The sequence below is a fragment of the Pseudomonas sp. NPDC087614 genome (assembly GCF_044743485.1).
Classification (GTDB): Bacteria; Pseudomonadota; Gammaproteobacteria; order Pseudomonadales; family Pseudomonadaceae; genus Aquipseudomonas; species Aquipseudomonas baetica_A.
In genome coordinates, this window is record NZ_JBIUWN010000001.1 from 79,788 (window position 1) to 98,231 (window position 18,444).

Consider the following 18,444-nt stretch of genomic DNA (forward strand, 5'->3'; position numbering starts at 1 on the left):
AGGGCTGCACAGAACCTTGTGGGAGCGGGCTTGCCCGCGAAGCTTTTGGGGGTTTGACCATTGGGCCGCCTCTCCACCGGGAGGCGGCCCGCACGGTTATAGCGGGTAGTTCTTCAATTCCCGGGCAATCACCATTCGCTGAATCTCGCTCGACCCTTCATAAATCTGGGTAATCCGCGCATCGCGGTAATACTTCTCGACCGGATAATCCTCCAGATACCCATACCCGCCATGAATCTGAATCGCTGACGAACAGACCTTCTCGGCCATTTCCGAAGCAAACAACTTGGCCTGTGAAGCCTCTGACAGGCACGGCTTGCCCGCCGTGCGCAGCCGCGCCGCATGCAGGATCATCAGCCGCGCTGCGTTCAATTGCATGTGCATGTCGGCCAGCAGATTGGCGATGCTCTGATGCTCGTTGATCGGTTTGCCGAACTGCACCCGATCACGCGAGTAAGCCAGCGCCGCTTCAAACGCCGCACGGGCGATGCCGAGCGCCTGCGCAGCGATGCCGATGCGTCCGCCTTCAAGGTTGGACAGGGCAATCGCCAGACCCTTGCCGCGCTCACCGAGCAGGTTGGCCTCGGGAATGCTGCAGTTGTTCAGCGTCACCGCGCAGGTGTCCGAGGCGCGGATGCCCATTTTGTGTTCGGTGCGATCGACGATGAAACCGGGCGTATCGGTCGGTACCAGAAACGCGGAAATCCCTTTCTTGCCAAGATCCGGATCGGTCACCGCAAACACGATAGCCAGTTTCGCCCGTTTGCCGTTGCTGACGAATTGCTTGGCGCCGTTGATCACCCACTGGCCATCATGCAGTTCGGCGCGAGTGCGCAGGTTGTGCGCTTCGGAGCCGGCCTGGGGTTCGGTCAGGCAGAAGCAGCCGATGACCTGACCGCTGGCCAGATCCGCCAACCAGGTCTGCTTCTGGGCGTCACTGCCGTAATTGAGCACCGGGCCGCAACCGACGGAGTTGTGAATGCTCATGAATGCACCCGTCGCGCCGTCGCCAGCGGAGATTTCTTCGACCGCCAACGCATACGCCACATAGTCGACGTAAGTGCCGCCCCATTCTTCTGGCACGACCATGCCGAGCAAACCCAGTTCGCCCATTTGCGCCACCAAAGCGTCGTCGATCCAGCCAGCCTTTTCCCAGGCTTGCGCGTGGGGTGCGATTTCGCCGCGGGCAAAGTCCCGGGCCATGTCGCGGATCATGACTTGTTCTTCAGTCAGTTCGAGATCGTGCATGGCTCAGCTCCCGCTCTCATCAAAACCGTGGAAGAAACTCGCGACATGCGCAGCGTCCAGCGCAGCTAGGGTCGGTGGGTTCCAGCGAGGTGTCTTGTCTTTGTCGATCAGCAGGGCGCGCACGCCTTCGATCAAATCACCGCGTGCGAACCACTGGCGATCCAGATGCAGTTCCAGCGCGAAGCAATGTTCCAGGCTCAGATGCCGGCCACGACGAAGCATTTCCAGGGTCACGGCCATGGCTAATGGCGAACGGGTTTCCAGCAGATCAGCCGTAGTGGTCGCCCATTCGTGGCTGTTGGCCACGGTCACAGCGCGCAATTGCTCGACCATGCTCGGCACGTCCGGCAGGGCGAAGAAATGGTCGATGACCGGACGCAGTTTTTGCAATGGCGCATCGGATAGGGTTTGTACGCCCATTTTGGCGAGCTGGTTCTGCAGATCCTTGAGCGGCGTGTCACTCCATTGCAGATGATCGAGTTGCTGATCGAGGGTCGCCAGTTTGTCACTGTCGACGTACCAGTCGGCCAGCCCGCAATACAGTGCATCGGCGGCGCGAATCTGCACACCGCTGACGCCCAGATAAATCCCCAGTTCACCGGGAATGCGCGACAGGAAATAGCTACCGCCGACGTCCGGGAAATAACCGATGGCCACTTCCGGCATCGCCAGACGGCTCTTCTCCGTGACGACCCGCAGATCGGCGCCTTGCACCAGCCCCATGCCGCCGCCAAGGACAAAACCATCCATCAGCGCGAGCACCGGTTTGCGGTAATGGTGGATCGTCAGGTCGAGAGCGTATTCCTCGACGAAGAAATCTTCGTGCAGCGTGTCGCCGCTTTTGAAGCTGTCGTACAGCGAGCGAATGTCGCCACCGGCGCAGAAAGCTTTTTCACCGGCACCGCGCAGTACCACGGCAAGGACATTGGCGTCCGCGGCCCAGGCATCGAGCTGCTGTTGCAGCAGGCGAACCATGTCGAGGGTGATGGCATTGAGGCCGGCGGGGCGGTTGAGGGTCAGGTGACCGATGTGGTTGCGAACCTCGGCCAGCACTTCGTTTTGCGTGGCATCCATGGACAAAGTCCTCGGGGATGAAGCCTGAGCAGTCATCACTAACTCCCTGCTTTTATTGTCTTTATTCGAGAAGCTCGCGCGCGAGCGTTACCGGATCGTAACAGTGCAAATTTGCCGTGTACAACGGGGATATGTGCAGGGGGAGTTTGCGTTTTTGCCTTGGGTACAAGTTTGCCGTTGTGGCGAGGGAAGTGGCCCCCTCGCGCCATTGATGCAGGTGGCTGTCAGCTGAAAACTTCACTAATACTGCGACGTTTGGCATGCAGTTCAGTGGCGTGGATCAGCCGTTCAAGATCCTCAGGTGTGACGTCGATGAACGCGTCCATGTCGGCCAGCGCCCGTTTCAGGTCTTGGGCGGTGATCGCCTGGCTGTCGACCGGGGCGACCGCTGGCGCCAGTTCAGCGGGGCGTTTTGGATAACGAATACGCGTGAGGTTGTTGTAGGCCAGCGCACTGAGCAGCATGCACGCCGCGCCGAGCATCGCGGGCGCCATGGCTTTCCAGTCCATGGCAATGGTGGCGGGATCGGCCAGCACCAAGGTGAGTGCCAACGCACCGGCCGGTGGGTGCAGGCACCGCAGCCAACACATCAGGATCAACGCCATGCCCGCCGCCAGGCATGCGCTACCCAGAGTTCGCCCGAGTACGTGGGCAACCAATATCGACACCCCACCTGCGCACAGATAACCGCCGATGATCGACCACGGCTGGGCGAGCGCCCCGGACGATACGGCAAACAGCAACACCGCCGACGCACCCAACGGCCCGATCAGGTGATAAGCCACCTCATGGCCAAACACCTGCGCACACAGCCACACACTGAACAACGTGCCCAACGCCATGCCGATAGCGGCGCGGCTCCATTCGGTGGGGCGGGTGTTGATGGCGGCGGGCAACCAGCGAGCGAGCATGTGAAACCGATCCTGTCAAAAATCCGGGCAAAAAAAAGGACTTGTCCGGCAATCCGGAAAGCCCTCGAAGTTGTTCCAACATTGGGGGAGGAACGCGCACAGTGTGCCGATCAATCTCTATGCTGACAAATTCATATTAATGCAGTTTTAGTGCATTATTTTTGCACTGAAGCGACACGACGACCACTGATGTAACAGAGGTAACCGCCTAATGCGGCCAGAGCGCTCAAGGCATAAAACATGCTCGGCGCGGGTGTGTGCATTAGCAGAAAACCGCACATTACGGGGCTCGCACCGCCGCCCAGTGCCGCCAGGTTCTGTGCACCGTAGTAACTGCCGCGCAGTTCTTCAGGGGCCAGGGTGTCGACGAAGAGGAAATCCGCCGGGTAAATGATCATCTCGCCGAGGGCGAAGATGAACATCGCCACGCACCAGCCGACGAGGCTGTCAGCCAGACTGAAGCCGATCAGGCCAACGATGAACAATGCAGTGCCCGCCGCAATCCAGAAGCGCAGGTGCTCGCGGGTGAGCAGGCAACCGAGGATGATCAGGGTCTTCACAAAGCTTTGTGGCTGACCGACCGTTGATATTGGCTTTGCCTCCAGTGAGACACCGAGCAGCAAAAAAATGCTGCCAATGGCGATCATGCCGGCAACGATGAAGGGGGCCTGTGGCTGGATACCGGCAATCACCACACCCATCATCTCTATGTCCTTATTTCAGCGCTCGGCTGGCGCGCGGCCATCCTCGCCGCGCACAGGCCACCGGTCAAGCTGAACCCTCCCGATGGCGGGGAGGGTGGTTAGCGGCTACAAGGGCTTGAGGTACAGCAGGACGTAGTTGTTTTTATCAAACGCGCCGCTGAGTACCGGTTGTAACGAATCGAGTGACGACCCCTTCAATGTCAGAAAATCACTGCGATCCATGATCAGCCACGCCGGGCCTTTAAGCGCTTCCAGCGCCTGTGCGGTTTCGGTGAACTGCGGTTGCAGATCCTGTTCGATGTTGACCATGAACTTGATCGCCTTGGCGTCCTTGCCCATCCCGTGCAGCACCAACGGTGCAGGGTTTTGCTGAACCTGGGCAAACGCGGCACGACTGAAGGTCTGTGTGTCATACAGCCGCCGCTCAACCGGCTCAAACACTGACGCATACACCGTCCACAACGCCAGCACTGAACACAGTGCCAATGTTTCAGCGCGCCAGCGGGGCCGCAACAACCGCCACAACGCCGCCAATTGGAGGGCGCCCAGCACGATCATAACGAGGGTGATTTCGCCCAGTTGCTCGGGGAAACGCTTCTTTGCGACCAGCAAGGCCAATATCAACAATCCGGGCGTTACCAGCCAGAGGCCAAGTATCAAACCGCGCAGCCACGCGAACCCCCGACCTTGAGCAACCTGAAATGGATACGCCGCGATGATCGCCGCCATCGGCAACATCGGCAGCAGATACCGTGCCTTTTTCGCCTGAGGAATCGACAACCCGACGATCACGATCAGCCCGGCCGCCGCGCAATACTGCACCAGCCGCAAGGCCGGCCCGCGCTGCTGTGGTTTGCTCAGCCAGGCAGCCGCCAACGCCAGTAAGGCCAAGGGATATGCCAGCGCATAGTTGCCCAGCGAACTGGTGAAGTAATACAGCGAACCGCTGACGCCTTCACTGCCGTCCATGCGCCCCATGAACTGCATGCGAATCACATCCTGCATAAACGCTGGCCCGCCGCTGAGTCTGGCAAACCACAGCAGCAGGCCCACACACGCCACCAGCAGCACTGAGGCCAACAGACCAAACACGAACAACCGCGACCACTGTCGGTTGAGCAGGTAATAACTGCATAACATGCCGGTCGGCACCACCAACCCGATCGGCCCGCGGATGCCGAAACCGAGCAACAGCAGCACGAAAATCAGCGGCCAACGTCGTCCGCCGCCGAAATGTTCATGGGCATAACCGAGGTAGAACACCGCGAACGCCACGGCGGCTAGCATCAAGTCCTGAGACACAGCACGCACTTCGGTGACAAAAGTGCCGGTCAGCATCAGCAACAAAATGCTGATCAGCGCCCAGCGGTGCGAATAGGGCGCCAGTAGCCGGTACATCAACGTCACGATCACCGCGCCGGCGACAGCACTCGGTGCCCACGCCGTGAACGCATTGACCGCACCGAATGGCAACGACAAAAACCAGATAAAGAGCGTCGACAGCGCCGAGTAATCGGCATACGGCTGACCATACGTCGTGGGAAACACCGTCGGCCCGTGGCGCAGCATCTCCTGAGCGAACAGCACAAAACGCGAGTCAAAACCGATAGGGGCCTGCCCGTAGACCCCGGCGACGAACAACAAGAATGCCAACAGTCCCGCGATCAGGGACTGCTGGCGGATGGCAGGCGACAGCGTGTTCAAGCGACGTCTGAGGTGTGAGGCCACTGTTGCAGCGGGATCGGCAATGTGCGCGATTCACCACGGCCCATCGGGAAGTAGTGGAACCCGTTACGTGCCAGACGTTCCGCGTCGTACAGGTTGCGCCCGTCGAAGATCACCGGATTATTGAGGCGCTGTTTGATCAAGTCGAAATCAGGCGCCTTGAATTGCTGCCATTCGGTGCAGATGATCAGCGCATCAGCGCCCGGCAATACCGATTCCGGTGTACCCATGAGCATCAGTTTCAGTTCGTTGGGGTACAGGTTCTGGGTTTCCTGCATGGCTTCGGGGTCGAACGCACGCACGCTGGCACCTGCGGCCCACAACTCTTCAAGCAAAACCCGGCTCGGCGCATCGCGCATGTCATCGGTATTGGGCTTGAACGCCAAGCCCCAGAGCGCGAAGGTCTTGCCGCGCAGATCACCTTTGTAGAACGCGTTGATGCGCTCGAACAACTTGTGCTTCTGCCGCTGGTTGATCGCCTCGACCGCTTGCAACAAGTCGCTGGAGCAATGCGCCTCTTCGGCACTGTGGATCAGCGCACGCATGTCCTTGGGGAAGCACGAACCGCCATAACCGCAGCCAGGGTAGATGAAGTGGTAGCCAATACGCGTATCGGCGCCGATGCCCTGACGCACCGACTCGATGTCGGCGCCCAGGTGCTCGGCGAGTTCGGCGATCTGGTTGATGAAGCTGATCTTCGTCGCCAGCATGCAGTTGGCGGCGTACTTGGTCAGCTCGGCGCTGCGCAGGTCCATGAACATGATGCGGTCATGGTTGCGGTTGAATGGCGAGTACAGATCGCGCATCACGTCGCGCACTTCGTCACCTTCACAGCCGATGACGATCCGGTCCGGACGGCGGCAGTCGGCAACGGCCGAGCCTTCCTTGAGAAACTCCGGATTGGAGACGATATCGAACTGCAGCAACCGGCCTGCCTTGACCAGCGCCTTTTCGAGGTGCGCACGCAGCCTGTCGCCAGTGCCCACCGGTACCGTGGATTTCTCCACCAGGATCAGGGGTTGCTCACGATGACGGGCAATCGCGTCACCGACTGACAGCACGTAGCGCAGGTCGGCCGAGCCGTCCTCACGGGACGGCGTGCCGACCGCGATGAACGCAACGCGACCGTGTTGCACGGCGAGTTGTTCATCGGTGGTGAATTGCAGGCGTTTCGAATCCAGACCTTCGCGCACCAGGCTGGCCAGCCCCGGTTCGAAGATGCTGACATGGCCTTGCTTGAGCAGATCGACCTTCTTCTGGTCGACGTCCATGCACACGACGTCATGCCCGACCTCGGCCAACACAGCCGCTTGTACCAGACCGACGTAACCGCTTCCAAACACTGTGATTTTCATGGAGCACTCCTGAATTCGGGCGCACGAGCCGGACGAGTGTTAATGGTGATGACCCCGAGCATGACCAGCGCCACGCCCAGTGATTTAGTGAAACTGAAGGATTCGTTGAACAGCGGCAGACTGGCCGCCAGCAGGTACACCAGCGCATAGCTGATGCTCAGCAGTGAATACGCGCGGCCCAATGGCAGATCGCGCAGCGCGGCGAGCCAGCACAGCATCGACAGGGCGTAGGCGAAAATGGCCGTGAACACAACCGCCAATGCGTGCAGGTCGATGCCGTCCAGCGCCAGCCATTGCTCAGGCGCTGGCAGGCGCGTCATGCTCCAGCGCATGCCCAGTTGCGCGGCGCTGACCAGCAACACGCTGCCCATGGCGAAGGCGATTCCACGACGCTGGCTCATGATTGTTGCCCCAGCAGTACGACACCGCCGATCACCAGCGCTACCCCCAGCCAATGCCGGCGATCAATGTGTTCGCGGAAAACGAAGCGGGCGATCAACGTGATCAGCACGAAGTTGAGGCTGAGCATCGGGTAGGCGATGCCGACTTCCAGACGCTGCAATACCAACAGCCAGACCAGCAAGCCACTGCCCAGCGCCAAAAGTGCAAGCCACAACCACGGCGAACGCAGTTTTTCAGCCCAGGAGAAATCGACGCCGCGCCAACTCTCCACCGCGTATTTTTGCGCCACCTGACCCAGGCAGGTCAGCAGGCACGCGACCAACAGCAGCAACAGGCTCATGACGCCTCCTTGGGAAGGATCATGATCACCAGATTGCCCTGCTCGTAACGGATGCCGTCCTTGGGCAGTTTGTCGATTTCGTCCAGTTCTTCCTGCCCCTTGACGCGCATCACCACGCCGACCGAACCGCTGCGGCGAGCCTCGTGCATCCACTGTTGCACTTGATCGGAATCGACCCGTTGTTGAATGCCGTCAGGATAGGCAAGGCCATATTTCAGTTCGCCTATCGTGTTGTACAGCGCGACCTGCGGGCGTTTCAGGCGCCAGGCGAGGGCCGAGGCTGCGCCCAGATCGTTGCTCAACAAGTGCGTGGTTTGTGCCAGTTCAGTGACGTGATGACGGATGAACTGATCGGGCATCTTGTTGGCGACCACCGATTTGGGCAGCGCCGCGGGCAACACGCCAATCAGCAACAGGCTGCCGAATGCCGGCGCCGCCCAGCATTGCAGAGGCAGGAAGGCTTGCAGCAGGTTGGCGATGATCCAGCCGGTCAGGGCAATGAACACCAGCACCATGCTGTGCAATTCGTGGTCGTACAGCGGTTTTTTCAGTTGCAGGTAGACCACTGCGATCAGCGTCACCAGCCCCAACAATAGGTTCAGCAGACCATTGATGCTCAGCGCCCAGCCTTGCTCCAGACGTAAACGGTCGGCCAGCGCATGACCGAGCAGCAACGCCATTGGCAGCAGGCAGGGCAGGATGTAAGTCGGCAACTTGCCGTTGCTCAAGCTGAAAAACAGCAGCGGCATCAGCAGCCACAGCAGCAGGAACACGACTTGGGGCTGAGCGCGGGTTTGCCACGCCTGCTTGAATGCCGTCGGTAACAGACCGACCCACGGCAGACTGAACGCAACCAGCAGCGGCAGGTAAAACCACCACGGCGCATCGTGCTGGGCATCGTCACCGGCAAAGCGGCGGATGTGTTCGTGCCAGAAGAAGAACCGCCAGTAATCCGGCTCTTGCGCATGCACCGAGAGCACCCATGGCAGGCTGACGATGATCGCGACGGCAATCGCCATCGGGCCGTACATCAGCAATTCACGCCAGCGTTTTTGCCAGAGCATCCACGGCAAGGCGATCAGCACCGGCAGCAGCCAGGCGAGAAAACCCTTGGTCATGAACCCCATGCCGCAGGCCAGTCCCAACAACGCCCAGGCGGCCAGGCGCTTGCCGCCGGTGTGACTGTCGACAGCAAACCACAGCGCCACCAGGCTCAGGTTGACCCAGAAAGTGAATTGCGGATCGAGGTTGGCGTATCCGGCCTGCCCGGCAACGATGGTGAAACTCATGTAGAGCAGGGCGCAGACAAAACTTTTGCGCGGGTCATTCCATAAACGTCGAGCGATCAAGAAGCACAACAACACGCTCAAACCGGTGCTCAATGCCGAGGCAAAGCGCACGCCGAACAGGTTTTGCCCGAACAACTCCTGACCCAGCGCGATCATCCAGTACCCGGCAATCGGCTTCTCGAAATAGCGCAGGCTCATGAAGTGCGGCGACACCCAGTTACCGCTCAGGAGCATGTTCTGGCTGATCTGTGCGTAGCGGGTTTCGTCTGGAATCCACAAACCGTGAGTGCCCAGCGGCAGCAAATAAGCGAGCAGGAAAAAAACCAGCAACAGCAGCGGCAATGTCCAGCGTTGAGTCATGCGCCTTGCACTCCCAGCCAGCCTTCACGGCCGTCGAGGGCGCCGCGCTCTACGCGGCCCACGGGCAAGGTGTTGAGGAACTCGGGCAACAAGTTGCCCAAAGGGTTGAACTCGATGTTTCGCTGGCGTGCCTCGGCCAGCAATTGACGAAAATCCTGAGCCATCAGAATCCCTTCTACTTCGGCATGAATGGTATAGACGTTGAGGTTTTCCGGGCGCAAGCGATCGAGGATGTACGCATTGAAGTCCTGCGCAGCCACGCTCGGGCCGACGACTTCGTCGAAGGTCGGCAAGTCCACCGGTATCTGTGGCGTGCCCGGTGTGCCGTCAGCCAACAGCGCACGGAACATCCGCTGCCCACGGCAATCGCTGTTGTAGCGAAAACCGAAAGCTTGCTTGGCCTCGATCACCCGCTCGTCCGCACGCCAACCGGCGGCGGCCGAACATTCAATCTTCTGGCCAAGAATGTCGCTCAAGGTGTCGACACCCTGACGAATCTGCTCGATCAGTTGCTTGTCGCTCCAGCGCCCGGCATTGGCCTGCCAGCCATGGTGATCCCAGGCGTGCAGGCCGACTTCATGACCGGCGTCCCGGGCCTGACGCATCAGGTGCCCGAGATCGCGGCCAATCGGTTTGCCGGGCCAGGCCGTGCCGGCCAGCAGAATGTCCCAGCCGTACAGGCCGGCCGCGTTGGAACGCAGCATTTTCCAGAGGAACTGCGGGCGGATCAGGCGCCACAGATGCCGGCCCATGTTGTCCGGGCCGACACTGAAGAAAAACGTTGCCTTGACCTGCGCCTCGTCGAGCATCTCCAACAGTCGCGGCACACCTTCACGGGTGCCGCGGTAGGTGTCGACATCGATACGAAGACCTGCCTGCATCAGCGTGCCTCTTTATCGCAGCTCTCCGAGATTTCGAGCATGGCCTCGCGCAAGAAGAAGTCGAGCGTGTTGCCAATGGTCTCGCGCATCTCAACGGTCGGCTCCCAGTTCAACAGGCGCTTGGCGTTGGCAATGCTCGGTTTGCGGTGTTCGACGTCCTGATAACCGGCACCGTAGAACGCCTTGCTCTCGACGTCGCGGAAACCGGCGAACGGCGGGAAGTTGTCGCGCAGCGGGTGGGCTTCGAACTGACGCAGCAGCTCTTCGCCCAACTGACGGATGCTCGCTTCGTTGTCCGGGTTGCCGATGTTGATGATCTGGCCGTTGCAGGCGTCGTTGTCGTTATCGATGATCCGCGCCAGCGCTTCGACGCCGTCGGCGATGTCGGTGAAGCAGCGTTTCTGCTCGCCACCGTCGAACAAACGAATCGGCGTGCCTTCCACCAGGTTGAGGATCAGTTGGGTGATTGCACGGGAGCTGCCGATACGCGCCGAATCCAGACGATCGAGGCGCGGCCCCATCCAGTTGAATGGGCGGAACAGGGTGAAATTCAGCCCCTTGGCGCCATAAGCCCAGATCACCCGGTCCAGCAGTTGCTTGGACACCGAATAGATCCAGCGCTGCTTGTTGATCGGGCCAACAATCAGGTTTGAAGTGTCTTCGTCGAAGTTCTTGTCCTGGCACATGCCATAGACTTCCGACGTCGACGGGAAGATCACGCGCTTGTTGTACTTGACGCAGTAGCGCACCAGTTTCAGGTTTTCTTCGAAGTCGAGCTCGAACACGCGCAGCGGATTGCGGGTGTATTCGATCGGCGTGGCGATGGCCACCAGTGGCAGCACCACGTCGCACTTCTTGATGTGGTACTCGATCCATTCGGAGTGAATGCTGATGTCGCCTTCAACGTAGTGGAAGTGCGGATGACTGCGCAGACGGTCGATGGCATCAGAGCCGATGTCCAGACCGTAGACTTCATAGCGATCATCACGCAGCAGGCGCTCGGACAGGTGATTACCGATGAACCCGTTGACGCCCAGGATCAGCACGCGAGTACGGCGTGGCCCACGACCGGATTCAGCGCCGCGCAGCAACGAGCCGTCGACCAGACCCAGTTCGCTGGCCAGTTGCGGGCCACTGAGGAACAGACCGTTGTCGTTGCGCTGACCCGAGAGGATCACCAGCGAATCTTCACCGCAGGCAATGCGCAGCGGATCGACACTGATCACCCGGCCCGGGGCCTGGCCTTCGTTGCCTTTGACGACTTCGGCGACGACTTCGGCGCTCCAGACGATCAGCTTGTGTTCGCCCACGGCGCAGAAAGCGCCCGGATACGGCTGAGTCACGGCGCGAGTCAGATTGAACAGTTGCTCGGCCGGATTGGCCCAGACCAATTTGCCGTCCGCCGGCGTACGACGCCCAAACACCGTGGCTTTGGATTCGTCTTGCGGCGTTTCGCTGATCTTGCCTTGAAGCATCGCTGGCAAGGTGTCGCGCAACAGATCAGCGGCGGCAGTACGCAGTTTGCCGTGCAGGCTCAGTGCGGTGTCGCTGCGTTCGATGGCGACGCGTTGCTGAGCCACGATGGCGCCGGCATCGGCACGTTTGACCATGCGGTGCAGGGTCACCCCGGTTTCGGTTTCGCCGTTGACCAGCACCCAGTTCGCCGGAGCGCGGCCACGGTAGCGCGGCAACAATGAACCATGCAGGTTGAACGCGCCTTTTTTGGCGAGGGCCAGCAGCGGCTCGCTCAGCAGGTTGCGGTAGTAGAACGAGAAAATGTACTCAGGGTCGAGTTTGGCAATGCGCTCGATCCACAGTGGGTGGTTAACGTCTTCCGGCGCGTGAACCGGGATACCTTTGTTGGCGCACAGTTGCGCCACAGAACTGTAGAAGGCGTTTTCTTTCGGGTCGTCGGCGTGAGTGAACACCGCTGCGATGTCAAAGCCGCTGTCGAGCAGGGCTTGAATGCCGGCGCAGCCAATATCGTGGTAAGCGAAGACAACAGTTTTTGCACTCATGAGTGAACCTGACCGGTAGTAGAGGAAGAAGAGAGACCATCAACAGTGACGGCAGGCGCCGGGCTATCGGCGTGGCTGCGCAACACTTTTTCAATGAAGAAACGCGGGCGGGCGCGCACATCGCTGTACATGCGGCCCAGGTATTCGCCGAGCAGGCCCATGCCGATGAACTGGCCGCCGGTGAACACGAACAGCACGGCGAACAGCACGAACGTGCCGTCACCGGCCCAACCGGCGCCGAAGGCCAGTCGCAGTACGATCAACGCCACCGCAAACAGCACGCCCAACCCGGCCATCGCGAAGCCGACAATGCTCAGCAAACGCAGCGGTGTGGTGGTCATGCAGGTGATCAAGTCGAACATCAGGTTGATCAGGCGCATCGGGCTGTACTTCGAATCGCCATGCTCACGCTCAGCGTGGGCGACGACGATTTCCGTGGTGTGGCGGGCGAAGCTGTTGGCCAGAATCGGAATGAACGTGCTGCGTTCGCGGCAGGCGAGCATCGCGTCAATGATCGTGCGGCGGTAGGCGCGCAGCATGCAGCCGTAGTCGCTCATGGCGACGCCGGTTGAGCGTTGCACGGCAAGGTTGATCAGCTTCGACGGATAGCGGCGCAGGGCCGAGTCCTGACGGTTGCCGCGCACGGTGCCGACCACGTCGTAACCCTTTTCGGCTTCGGCCACCAGTCGCGGGATTTCTTCTGGCGGGTTCTGCAGGTCGGCATCGAGGGTGATGACCACGTCGCCCTTGCACTGTTCGAAACCGGCCATGATCGCCGCGTGCTGGCCGTAGTTGCGGTTGAGGATGACCGCCACAAACGGGCTGTCTTCGCGGGTGGCGGCTTCTTCAAGAAGCATGGCGGAGTCGTCGCGACTGCCATCGTCCACGAGGACAATTTCAAAGTCGTGACGCAGCAGCCGGCAGGCCGCTTCGGTGCGGCGCAGCAGTTCAGGCAGGCTCTCCTGTTCGTTGTAGACCGGGATAACGATCGACACGCAACGGATTGGGTAAGGTTTCACAGGCGTTTGTCCATTAGGGTGGCGATGGCGCCGACCACGCGATCAAGGTCTTGATCGGTCATGTCGGGGAACAGCGGAATCGAGCACAGCCGCGCCGAGTTCCATTCGGTGTTGGGCAGGTACAGGTCGGGGTCACGCTGGCGATACCAGGTGTGCAGGTGGGTGGCGATGAAATGGATACCGGTGCCGATGCCCTGATCCTGCAAACCTTTCATGAAGGCTTCGCGGTCCATGCCGCAACGCTCGCTGTCGATGCGCAGGATGAACAGGTGCCAGGCGTGCTGTTGCGCGTAGTCGGGCACGGCCAGTGGCTGCACCGGCAGGCCTTCGAGTTTTTGTCGGTAGGCAGTGGCCAACTCGGTACGGCGGGCGTTGATCGCGTCGAGGCGCTGCAATTGCACCAACGCAATCGCAGCGTTGATGTCGGCCAGATTGTATTTGAACCCCGGCTCCATCACTTGCGCCTGTGGCTTGCGCCCACCGGTCAGGCGGTCGTAGGCATCGACGCCCAGACCATGGAATTTGAGCATACGCACGCGACTGGCCAGGGCTTCATCGTCGGTGACGAACATCGCGCCTTCGGCGCAGGTCATGTTCTTGATCGCATGGAAGGAAAAGATGGCTGTGCCTTGCGCGCCAACGTGGCGGCCCTTGTAGCGGGTGCCGGCGGCATGGGCCGCGTCTTCGATCACTGCGATACCGTGCTTGTCGGCCAGGGCGTAAAGCGGATCGAGATCGAACGCGGCACCGGCGTAATGCACCGGAATAATCGCTTTGGTGCGTGGGGTGATGGCCGCTTCGATGCGCGCAACGTCGGTCATCAAGGTGTCGCGGTCGACGTCGACAAACACCGGTTTGGCGCCGATCAGCGAGATCATGTTGGCGGTCGACACCCAGGTTTGCGACGGCGTAATGACTTCATCGCCCGGACCGATGCCCAACGCCAGCAACGTAATATGCATCCCGCCGGTAGCCGAAGACAGTGCCACGGCATGATGGCACCCCACGTATTGAGCGAACTGTTCTTCAAGTGCCTGGTTTTTCGGTCCGGTGGTGATCCAGCCCGAGCGCAATACTTGCTCGACGGCTGCAATTTCTTCATCGCCGATACTCGGGCGGGAGAAGGGGAGAAACGCCTGACTCATGGGCACCTCAATGCGAAAAAAAGAAAGCCTCACGATTTTCATCGGATCCAGTACGAGCGTAGACGCAGAATTCTTTTCTGCATCAACAGGTTGCTAGAACAACCTGACGTCGGGCTTTGGTTGACTTTTCGAGCCTCGCCCGGCAGTTTGTTCACTGCCGCCGCTGACTCTATCGGGCTTAAGGTTATGCCCGATTTTGTGAAAGGAATATGAAAAAGTAGTCGGCGATTCGTTTATCTAAAGTTCATTAAGCCACTGTTCAGACTTCTGCCTTTTATTGATTTTTTTGCAGGAAAAGTCTTACGGAATTAATCGGCTTATATTAAAAACATTACATTTTAAAGTTGTTGTATTGAACAGTTTTTACTCAAGGCATTTCGTTTGATTGACTTACCCCTTACACCGACAGAACCGCCAAAAACCAACCCGATGTCTCTGTATCTGGCGCGCTTGGCCCCCTCCAGCCAACTGACCATGCGCTATGTTCTGCAGGACGCCGCTGACCGTCTCGGCTTCGAAGACATGAATGTCGAGGACATTCCCTGGCACGCTTTACAACCGGAAGATGTTGTTGCGTTAGTCGCGGCATTGCGCGAAGACAACTATGCGCCGAATACGTCTTCGCTTTATGTAAATGCCGTGCGCGGCGTCATGAACGAAGCCTGGCGCATGAGCCTGATTAGTCAGGATCACCTGTTAAAGATGCGTTCGGTAAAAGGTATTGCCGGCACGCGACTGTCTCAGGGCCGAAATCTAAAGCGCACGCTGATCCATGAGTTGATGGAAGTCTGCGCCGCCGACCCTCGTCCGCAAGGGCTGCGCGACGCGGCGGTGATTGCGTTGCTGTACGGCACCGGCATGCGCAAGTCAGAGTCGGTGGACCTGGATCTGAACCAGGTCGACTTCAGCGAGCGCAGCCTGACCGTGGTGGGCAAGGGCAACAAGCAACTGATCAAGTACGCCCCCGCTTGGGCGTTTGCCAAGCTCAATGCATGGCTGGAATTGCGCCGTTCGCAACTCAAGGAAGGCGAGAGCGACGATGCGTTTCTGTTCAACCGCATCCGCCGTGGCAGCCATATCACCCGCGAGCGCATCACCAAACACGCGATCTATTACATCGCCCGTCAGCGTGGCACGCAGGTCGGGGTAAAAATCATGCCCCACGACTTCCGGCGCTCATTCATCACCCGCGTCATCGAAGAACATGATCTGTCGATTGCACAGAAACTGGCGCACCACAGCAATATCCAGACGACCGCCAACTACGACGTGCGTGATGACAACGAGCGGCGGCGTGCGGTGGATCGCTTCGATCTGTGATCAGGCCATCGCCAACACATGGGCCGCGCCGAGTACCGACAGATGAACCTCGCTACCGGCCGGCGGCGCGTGCATGCCGGAGCTGCGCACCAACAGTGAACGGCCAGGGCCCTGGCTGGTTTCTGCGCGTAGTTCGACCGTCAATGTGCAGGTGTTACCCGCGAACTCCCGTTCAGTGACCACCGCATGACAGCCTTTGGTGCTGGTCATGGCGTCGGACAACTGCAATTGCTCAGGGCGCAACATGATCTGTGCATGGCCGATGAAACCGTCGCTGTTGACCGGCACCGCGCCCAGCTCGCAATGGGCCCAACCGAATTCGATGCGCGCCGGCATCACGACGGCTTCACCGAGAAAATGCGCGGTCTGCTCATCGTCCGGGTATCGGTAGAGATCCATGGGATGCCCGGATTGCACCAGACGCCCGGCACGCATGACCGCCAATTGATCGGCAAACGACAACGCCTCACCCTGGTCATGGGTGACCAGGATCGTGGTGACGCCAGCGTCTTCGAGCAGCCGCGCGACCATTTTGCGCATGGCGCTGCGCAGGCCGGTGTCGAGGGCAGAAAACGGCTCATCGAGAAGCATCAGTCGGGGCTGCTGGGCCAGTGCCCGGGCGAGTGAAACCCTTTGTTGCTGGCCGCCGGACAATTCGTGGGGCCATCGACCCGCCATGTTGGCCTCCAGCGATACGCTGTCCATCAGCTGTGCGATGCGTTCATTTCGAGCCTCACCCGTCAGCGTCAGCCCAAAGCCGATGTTGGCGGCGACGGTCATGTGCGGAAACAGTGCCCCGTCCTGCGGCACATAGCCGATCTGGCGTTGATACGCCGGCACCGCATGAGTGCTGTCTACCAGCACCTGACCGTTAAGCAACAGGCTGCCGGCATCAGGAAATTCGAATCCGGCGATCATTCGCAGCAACGTGGTTTTGCCGGAGCCGGAAGGGCCGACGATGACCGTGCGGCTGCCGGTGGGGACGGACAGACAGATGTTATCCAGCGCTTTCTGTGCGCCAAAGGATTTGCTCAGGGTAATCAGTTCGAGTGCGTTCATCGGCCAGCGGTGCGCCTGGATTGGTGATAGAGAATGGCCGTCAGCGGCAGCGATAGCAGCACCATCAACAGTGCATAAGGCGCCGCAGCGGCGTAGTCGATTTCGCTGGTCATGGCCCAGAAGCCCGTGGCCAATGTCCGCGTGCCGTTGGGTGCGAGCAGCAGGGTCGCCGTCAGTTCATTGGTGATCGCCAGAAACACCAACGCGGCACCTGCCGCTGCGCCCGGTGCGGCCAGGCGCAAGGTGATCAGCCACACGGCGCGTAATGGCGAGCGGCCGAGGCTTTGCGCGATGTTTTCCAACTCCACCGGCGCTTGGGCGAAACCGGCACGCAGGCTGACCAGCGCCCGTGGCAGGAACATCAGCAGATAGGCCAGCAGCACAGTGATGGTGGTCTGGTAGATCGGCCGGGCGAAATGGATAGTGATCGTCACCAACGCCAGCGCCACAACGATTCCTGGCAGCGAACTGGTGATGTAGTTACAGCCTTCAAGCAGGCGCTGCAACCTGCCCGGTGCGCGGATCGACAGCCAGGCAATCGGAATTGCCGCCAGGCTGGTCAACAGTGCACCGGCCACGCCCAATGACAGGGTTTGCAGTAAAGCGGGCAACAACTCACCGCCTTGCCAGACCTCAACGCCGCCAGTGACGAGCCAACGCCCCAACGTCAGTAAAGGCACCCCGAGGGCGAGCAGAGCGATCACGGTTTGCAGGGTCAGCCCGAGTGCAACGGTGCCGCGGCCCAAAAGCACCGTGCGTTGTTCACGCGCACTGCCTGAACCCACGCGGGCATAACGCGCCTGACCACGGGCGGCAGATTCGACCGTCAGCATCGCCAGACAACACAACGCCAGAACCCCGGCCAGCATGTTTGCCGCCGGGCCGTTAAAGGTCGATTTGAACTGATCGAAAATAGCCGTGGTGAAGGTGTCGAAACGGATCATCGCGTAGAGGCCGTATTCGGCGAGCAAATGCAGGCCGACCAGCAAGGCACCGCCGCCAATCGCCAGGCGCAACTGCGGCAATACCACCCTGAAAAACACCGCCCACGGTTTGAGACCCAGGGATTCGGCGACGTCTTCAATGGCCGGATCCAGTCGACGCAACGTTGCCGCAATCGGCAGATAAAGAAACGGGAAATAGGCGATCACCGAGACCAGCACACCGGCCGGCAGTCCGTGAATCGATGGAATCAGACTGACCCACGCATAACTGTGAACGAACGCCGGCACCGCCAGCGGCGCGACGGCCAATAAGGACCAAAAGCGCCGACCGGGCAGGTCAGTGCGCTCAGTCAGCCACGCGAGCGCGGTGCCGATCACGATGCACAGCGGCAGAGTGATCAACACCAGCAGCACCGTGTTGATCAACAACTCGGCTACCCGAGGGCGAAACACCAACGCTTCGATGGTCGCCCAACCCGTGGCCCACGACACACCGACCACAAACGCAATCGGTAGCAGCGACAACAATGAAACCCCAATCGCCAGGGCGACCACCCACGAGCCCCGACGCCCCGTCAGGGCGCGGGCTCTGCGCGGGCGGTGGGCACCCGTGGTCGCGGCAACTTGTGCAGGTAAGGTTTGCGGCAGCA

Annotated in this window: 15 protein-coding genes and 1 pseudogene; 1 reads left to right on the forward strand and 15 read right to left on the reverse strand. The window is 60.1% G+C overall.

Annotated elements, in window-relative coordinates:
• Positions 1-96: 96 nt before the first annotated feature.
• From ACIOWA_RS00365 to arnB, 13 genes and pseudogenes are all read right to left on the reverse strand, one after another.
• Positions 97-1,248 (reverse strand): acyl-CoA dehydrogenase family protein, encoded by a 1,152-nt coding sequence (locus ACIOWA_RS00365; RefSeq protein ID WP_339465086.1) that lies wholly within the window; start codon positions 1,246-1,248, stop codon positions 97-99.
• Positions 1,249-1,251: 3 nt separating this feature from the next.
• Positions 1,252-2,358, reverse strand: coding sequence for an enoyl-CoA hydratase/isomerase family protein (locus tag ACIOWA_RS00370; protein WP_401157615.1), 1,107 nt, complete (start codon positions 2,356-2,358; stop codon positions 1,252-1,254).
• Between the two features lie 188 nt (positions 2,359-2,546).
• On the reverse strand, positions 2,547-3,233 hold the full coding sequence (locus tag ACIOWA_RS00375) for an HPP family protein (protein ID WP_401157617.1): 687 nt from the start codon (positions 3,231-3,233) through the stop codon (positions 2,547-2,549).
• A gap of 155 nt (positions 3,234-3,388) precedes the next feature.
• Positions 3,389-3,937 (reverse strand): annotated as a pseudogene (locus ACIOWA_RS00380) (MFS transporter); the annotation flags it as partial.
• A 105-nt stretch (positions 3,938-4,042) separates the two neighbouring features.
• Entirely contained in the window at positions 4,043-5,641 is a 1,599-nt protein-coding gene (locus ACIOWA_RS00385; RefSeq protein ID WP_401157619.1) for an ArnT family glycosyltransferase, read from the reverse strand.
• The gene (locus ACIOWA_RS00390; protein WP_339465081.1) at positions 5,638-7,017 is read right to left on the reverse strand and encodes a UDP-glucose/GDP-mannose dehydrogenase family protein; all 1,380 of its coding nucleotides are present in this window, start codon (positions 7,015-7,017) and stop codon (positions 5,638-5,640) included. Before ACIOWA_RS00390 ends, ACIOWA_RS00385 begins: the two co-directional genes overlap by 4 nt.
• The gene (gene arnF / locus ACIOWA_RS00395) at positions 7,014-7,418 is read right to left on the reverse strand and encodes a 4-amino-4-deoxy-L-arabinose-phosphoundecaprenol flippase subunit ArnF (RefSeq protein WP_339465080.1); all 405 of its coding nucleotides are present in this window, start codon (positions 7,416-7,418) and stop codon (positions 7,014-7,016) included. Before arnF ends, ACIOWA_RS00390 begins: the two co-directional genes overlap by 4 nt.
• Complete coding sequence (arnE, locus tag ACIOWA_RS00400) at positions 7,415-7,759, reverse strand: 4-amino-4-deoxy-L-arabinose-phosphoundecaprenol flippase subunit ArnE (protein ID WP_401157622.1); 345 nt, start codon at positions 7,757-7,759, stop codon at positions 7,415-7,417. Before arnE ends, arnF begins: the two co-directional genes overlap by 4 nt.
• Positions 7,756-9,408 (reverse strand): lipid IV(A) 4-amino-4-deoxy-L-arabinosyltransferase, encoded by a 1,653-nt coding sequence (gene arnT / locus ACIOWA_RS00405; protein WP_401157624.1) that lies wholly within the window; start codon positions 9,406-9,408, stop codon positions 7,756-7,758. Before arnT ends, arnE begins: the two co-directional genes overlap by 4 nt.
• Entirely contained in the window at positions 9,405-10,289 is an 885-nt protein-coding gene (gene arnD / locus ACIOWA_RS00410) for a 4-deoxy-4-formamido-L-arabinose-phosphoundecaprenol deformylase (protein ID WP_221731702.1), read from the reverse strand. The genes arnT and arnD overlap by 4 nt, the downstream gene beginning before the upstream one ends.
• Complete coding sequence (arnA, locus tag ACIOWA_RS00415; RefSeq protein ID WP_401157626.1) at positions 10,289-12,307, reverse strand: bifunctional UDP-4-amino-4-deoxy-L-arabinose formyltransferase/UDP-glucuronic acid oxidase ArnA; 2,019 nt, start codon at positions 12,305-12,307, stop codon at positions 10,289-10,291. Before arnA ends, arnD begins: the two co-directional genes overlap by 1 nt.
• Complete coding sequence (gene arnC / locus ACIOWA_RS00420) at positions 12,304-13,326, reverse strand: undecaprenyl-phosphate 4-deoxy-4-formamido-L-arabinose transferase (RefSeq protein WP_221731704.1); 1,023 nt, start codon at positions 13,324-13,326, stop codon at positions 12,304-12,306. Before arnC ends, arnA begins: the two co-directional genes overlap by 4 nt.
• Positions 13,323-14,471, reverse strand: coding sequence for a UDP-4-amino-4-deoxy-L-arabinose aminotransferase (gene arnB / locus ACIOWA_RS00425; RefSeq protein ID WP_401133793.1), 1,149 nt, complete (start codon positions 14,469-14,471; stop codon positions 13,323-13,325). The genes arnC and arnB overlap by 4 nt, the downstream gene beginning before the upstream one ends.
• 429 nt (positions 14,472-14,900) lie before the next feature.
• Here arnB and xerC point away from each other — a divergent pair, with 429 nt between their 5' ends.
• Complete coding sequence (gene xerC / locus ACIOWA_RS00430) at positions 14,901-15,791, forward strand: tyrosine recombinase XerC (protein WP_221731813.1); 891 nt, start codon at positions 14,901-14,903, stop codon at positions 15,789-15,791.
• On the opposite strand, the gene ACIOWA_RS00435 is transcribed toward xerC, so the two are convergent.
• Both ACIOWA_RS00435 and ACIOWA_RS00440 read right to left on the reverse strand, forming a co-directional pair.
• On the reverse strand, positions 15,792-16,850 hold the full coding sequence (locus ACIOWA_RS00435; RefSeq protein WP_339538677.1) for an ABC transporter ATP-binding protein: 1,059 nt from the start codon (positions 16,848-16,850) through the stop codon (positions 15,792-15,794). It lies immediately after the preceding gene.
• The gene (locus tag ACIOWA_RS00440) at positions 16,847-18,442 is read right to left on the reverse strand and encodes an ABC transporter permease (protein ID WP_401157712.1); all 1,596 of its coding nucleotides are present in this window, start codon (positions 18,440-18,442) and stop codon (positions 16,847-16,849) included. The genes ACIOWA_RS00435 and ACIOWA_RS00440 overlap by 4 nt, the downstream gene beginning before the upstream one ends.
• Positions 18,443-18,444: the final 2 nt, after the last annotated feature.